The organism is Nocardia sp. CA-129566, from assembly GCF_050956075.1.
GTDB lineage: Bacteria > Actinomycetota > Actinomycetes > Mycobacteriales > Mycobacteriaceae > Nocardia.
On record NZ_CP192085.1, the window covers coordinates 3,139,191 to 3,143,889 of the forward strand.

The following is a 4,699-nucleotide window of genomic DNA, read 5'->3' on the forward strand; positions in this document are numbered from 1 at the left end:
CGGTCAGACTCCTTGCCATCGGGGCGGGCGCTTCTCGGCGAATGCCGCCGGACCTTCTTTGGCATCTCGGCTGTACCGGCGTCGTTCCTCCCACACGTATTCATGGGCGAACGCCTCCTCCAGCGAAAGGTGTGCAGAGGCGAGCGCGGCCTCCTTGATCGCGCGGACCGCCAGCGGGGCGCAGCTCGAGATGTCCCGCACCCAGCCCTCGACACAGGCGTCCAGTTGATCGGCGGGCACGACTTCGTTGATCAGGCCCATATCCCTTGCTTGCGCTGCCGTCATCTGTCGCCCGGTGAGTAGGTGGCCGAGTGCCTGGCGCGCCGGTATCTGCCGTACCAACCGGAATACGCCACCAGCCCCGGGCACCAGTCCGAGGCGCGCTTCGGGCAGTCCGAACACGGCGTTGTCGGCGGCGATGACTATGTCGCAGGCGAGGACGAGTTCGAAGCCCCCGCCGAGCGCGTAGCCGTTGACCCGGGCCAGCAGCGGTTTGGTCAGCGTGAACCGCTCGGTCAGCCGCGGCCACCCCGGCTTGCCCCGGCTACCGAATGTGCTCGGCACCTCCTCGGTTCTGTTGCGGCGGTCGAGTTCCTTGAGGTCCTGACCAACCGAGAAGGCGCGCTCGCCTGCTCCGGTCAGCACACCGAGCCACAGGTTGTCGTCGGCCTCGAAGTCGTCCCAGATCTCGGCCAGTTCTTCATGCATCCCGAGATCCATCGCGTTGAGCACATCCGGCCGGTTGAGCGTCACGTACGCGACGTGATCGCGTTTTTCGTACCGGACGCGAGGTTCGGTTCTCACGCGGCGGAACCCCCGACTTTGTCGAGGACATCAGAGCTGTAGATGCGCAGTGCCTGGGCCAAAGCGAACTCGCCCAGATAACCGAGGAAGTGCTCCGCCGGTTCGTCGGCGAGGTTGAGCATCCTACGGTTAGCGAGCACCGCGGGCTCGGTCAGGCGCTCGGCGGCCGCGAGCACGGCGGCGTCCATCGCCTCGGGCTCCACGACGTCGTCACAGAGCAGCTTCGCCTCGGGGTCACGCGCATGGATCCGCCGTCCGGACAGAATGACCTGGCGCGACAGCCGAGCACCCAGCAGCCTGCCGAGGCGTAAATTGCCCAGGCCGGGGATGATCCCCTCCTTCGCAGCAGGCAGGCTGAAGTAGGCGTCCGAGGCGACGATGATGCAGTCCGCGGCGAGCGCCAGCTGCATGCCGCCGCCGATGGCGAATGTGTCCACGGCCGCCAGCCAGGGCTTTTGCACGGTGCGATCCGGCCAATTCGCTGTGCTGTCGAACAGGGTGCCGCGGAAGATCTTGTTGATGTAGCCGATTTCACGGCCGAGCAGGAAATCGACGAACGAGATGCGCCCCGCGTTCAAATCGCGAAGGTTGATGCCTGCGCTGAACACGCGTCTGCCTTGGTATTTCGGGTGCGTCATCACGTCGCCGCGCAGCACACCGACCCGGACCTGGTCGTCGAGGAGAGCGAGGTCGACCGCGGTCTCCATATCCGCGACGGACGGGGTGTCCTCGGCGTTGAGACAGTGGAGATTGCGGATTGTCAGGTAGGCGACGGCACCGATGCGTTCCAGCCGGACCGCGCCTAGGTCCACCTTTCCGACGCGCCGGAACTCTGATGCCAACCCGAGCGCGCGGTCGGTCGGGCGCAGCATGGCATCCATGAGGTGCGGCCCGGCCTCGGGAGAAGTGAGGACCGAGCGGAAGAATATCGCCTGATCGATCTCCCGGCCCTCCTTGTCGCGTTGAGTCTTGGCCTGCTCGGCGCGCATCTGCTCCTCGTCGGGGACGAGGCCGGGGAACTCCTCGGCTGCCCTGGCCACCAGCTCGGACAGCCGGAGCCAGACGCTATTTCCCTCGGTCAGGTGCCGATAGACCTTTGCGGCGTGCAGCGCGAGGAAGTCCGACCGGGCCAGTCGGGCCGACCGGTGCACGGCCTCGGCCGTGTGTTGTTCCTCGGGCGTGCGTAGAGGTTTGCCGGGCAGCTGACCGAGCCGCGCATCGGCATCCCTGGCGATCGTGCCGATGGCCGCGGTGTCGGTCTCGAAATCCCCGGTGAAGGTGGCCACCGTGTGCCGCTCGACGTCGGAGCGACCGATCTTCCCAGTTGTCATTGGTGAGTTCCTTGCTTCCGATACCGGACGTCTAACCTGCGACGGCCGGTTCACCGGCTGATGGGGAAAACAGCGCACTCGAGGTGCCGGACCAACGTGTCAATGCTCGGGAGCAGGCGGCCAGATGGGATCCGAGGGCGTCCTCGAAGCTGACCGTCGTCGCGTCGAGCAATAGCCGTCGCCGGATGGCCAGCTCGGAGCCGACCCGTGCGCGCAGGGTAGGTACCCGCGCCTCGAGAATGTCGACCGGATCGCCGGTCTCGTCGATCAGGCCGAAGCGCTCCGCGTCCGCCGCGGTCATTTCCTCGGCGAACAGCAGCAGCCTGCGGGCCGCCGCCACGCCGAACTGATTGGCCAGCCGGTAGAGCGCCATGCCCGGCCAGACTTCGCCGGTGTGCAGCGGGGGGCGCAATCGGGCATCGGCGGCGGCGATCCGATAATCGGCGGCGAGCAGGACATCGAACGCCGGACCCGCGCAGTTCCCCTCGATCGAGGCGACGGTCACCGCGTCGAGCCGCTCCAGGCGGCGCAACGCGACCTCCCACTTGTTCACCAAGTGGATCTCGACGTGCGCAGGCCACGGATCGACCGTCGCTTCGTCCGCCCCCTCGAGGCGGATCAGGCACACCAGCGGTGCGCCCGATCCTTCCGCCGACGCGCAGAACTGGTTCAGCTGAGTCACGAGCGAGAAAGACAGTGGGGCTGTGCAGTCGATCGTGAGGCAATGGTTGACGAGGTCGTCTAACGGGGAGGTGGTTTCGTCTGCGGGCATGTTGCTGCCAAACTCCATCTTCGATAACTGCTGCTACCAACGCGCGAGTGCGGCTTCGATCGTCGAGCCGGGACCCATCGTCATGAGTGCGCCGTAATCGCCCGGTTGGGCTGTGCCCTCCTCGAGCAGCCGTATGTACGAGAACAGGAACGAGCCGCTCGACAGGTTTCCGTAGTCCCGAAGGACACCTGTGGTGTGTCGCACGTCATGACGGGTGAGCGCCAAGTTGATGCTGACGGAGTCGATGACCTTCTTGCCCCCGGAATGCACGAGCCAGTGTGTGATGTCGCGTAGGCCGAGGCCGGTGGCCTCGAGGAGCCGGCCCAAGGCTGTCTCGGCGTTGGCTCCGACTACGTACGGCACATCGCGGTCGAGGAAGAAACTGAACTTGCCCTGGTCGTCGTCCCAGTCGTACCGCATGGCGTCGATCGCCTCGGGGATGACCAGGCTGGAGAACTTGAGCAACGCGGGACCCGCGTCCGGGTCCTCGTATCCGGACACCACCGCCGCGGCCGCGGCGCCGTCCCCGAACAGGCTGTTCACCACCGACGTGCGCATTGTGCCGTCGAACACGTAGGCGGCCGAGCATGCCTCAACACACATCAGGATGGCGAGTTCACCGGGATGCGCCTTGGCCCAGTTCGCGGTGGCCGCTAGACCGTTGAGACCCGCGTTGCAGCCCATCCCGACCACATCCAGCCGGGCGCAATCGGGACTCAGGTTCATCTCGCGGATCAGCAGCGCGCTGATCCCGGGGGTCAGGAAGCCGGTCGAGGTCACACAGCACAGGTATCGGACATCGGACAGGCTGGCGCTGAGTTGTTTGAGACACTCCTCGAGCGCCCGAGATCCCATGTCCAGACACTGGGCACGATGCTTCTCCAACAGCTCGCCCTGCGTCTCCATGCGCCGGGTACCGTCCGGGCCGACGGGAGGCAGGGTTAGGAAGCGCCGCTCGATCGCACTGTTGTGAAACACAGATCGAACCCGCGGATCTTCGATTTCGAACAGCTCCAGTATTTCTTCTTGCGAATAGGAGTTTTCGGGCACAGCAGAACTCACGTTGACAATTCGGGGTGATTCCGGTGTGGGTTCGATTAAGCCGCGGTGGCGAATTGTCATACCACCGCCCCGGGTTCCATGAAAATCATGTTATTCCCCCAGATAATTTAATGGGCAACTTCAGCAGATGCGGAAAATATCGCCACTGATACCATACTTCTCGGGGGATGCCTGTCAACCCCATACATTTCTGGGATCTGTCGAACTTGCGCCTTCGAACCCCCGTCGATCCCACGCATTCGGGGGAGTTATCTCGTGTGACCACCGTCACTGAATTATTGGTTGTCTGCGATCCTTGAAAGGGGTATCGCGGCGATCGAGCGTGGAATTTGGCTGACGTTGCCTCCCTCCCGATGACTCTAGTGAACAAGTGGCGCAACAGATCTGGACTGTACGCCTACGTTTCAGATTGTGCCGTTTGGAATCTTCTGTGTCAACGGACCGGTCGGGATGCCTCGCGTCACCCCGCCTTGGTGGGCCGTCCGATGAACCGGTTTTGGCGTCTTGCCCAATCCTGGCAAATTGCTGTATATGTCGCGGGCGCGCGGAAGCGTCCTCGATGCGTAATTGATTGCCCGGGTATGGGTCGTCGTGTACGGTCGAATTAGGTGCATTGTTGCTGTTTGGAATCGAAGCTGTTCTTCGGCTCCGACGTATCTGTTGCGGGGAGAATGGCTTGTCTATTCAAGCTGATGTTGTCTTAGCGCTGCCAGAAATGCTCCGCCGACAA

At 63.9% G+C, this 4,699-nt stretch carries 4 protein-coding genes; all 4 read right to left on the reverse strand.

Going from position 1 to position 4,699, the window contains the following annotated elements; translation table 11 throughout:
• Window positions 1–3: 3 nt before the first annotated feature.
• Window positions 4–804 (reverse strand): enoyl-CoA-hydratase DpgD, encoded by an 801-nt coding sequence (dpgD, locus tag ACQP0C_RS13760; RefSeq protein ID WP_433733309.1) that lies wholly within the window; start codon window positions 802–804, stop codon window positions 4–6.
• A complete protein-coding gene (gene dpgC, locus ACQP0C_RS13765; RefSeq protein WP_433733310.1) occupies window positions 801–2,090 on the reverse strand; it encodes a (3,5-dihydroxyphenyl)acetyl-CoA 1,2-dioxygenase DpgC in 1,290 nt (429 codons plus the stop codon). The genes dpgD and dpgC overlap by 4 nt, the downstream gene beginning before the upstream one ends.
• Window positions 2,091–2,166: 76 nt before the next feature.
• The gene (gene dpgB, locus ACQP0C_RS13770) at window positions 2,167–2,925 is read right to left on the reverse strand and encodes an enoyl-CoA-hydratase DpgB (protein ID WP_433733311.1); all 759 of its coding nucleotides are present in this window, start codon (window positions 2,923–2,925) and stop codon (window positions 2,167–2,169) included.
• Window positions 2,926–2,940: 15 nt separating this feature from the next.
• Window positions 2,941–4,029 carry a 3,5-dihydroxyphenylacetyl-CoA synthase DpgA gene (gene dpgA, locus ACQP0C_RS13775; RefSeq protein WP_433733312.1) on the reverse strand — a complete coding sequence of 363 codons (1,089 nt, stop codon included), beginning with the start codon at window positions 4,027–4,029 and terminating at the stop codon, window positions 2,941–2,943.
• Window positions 4,030–4,699 lie beyond the last annotated feature (670 nt).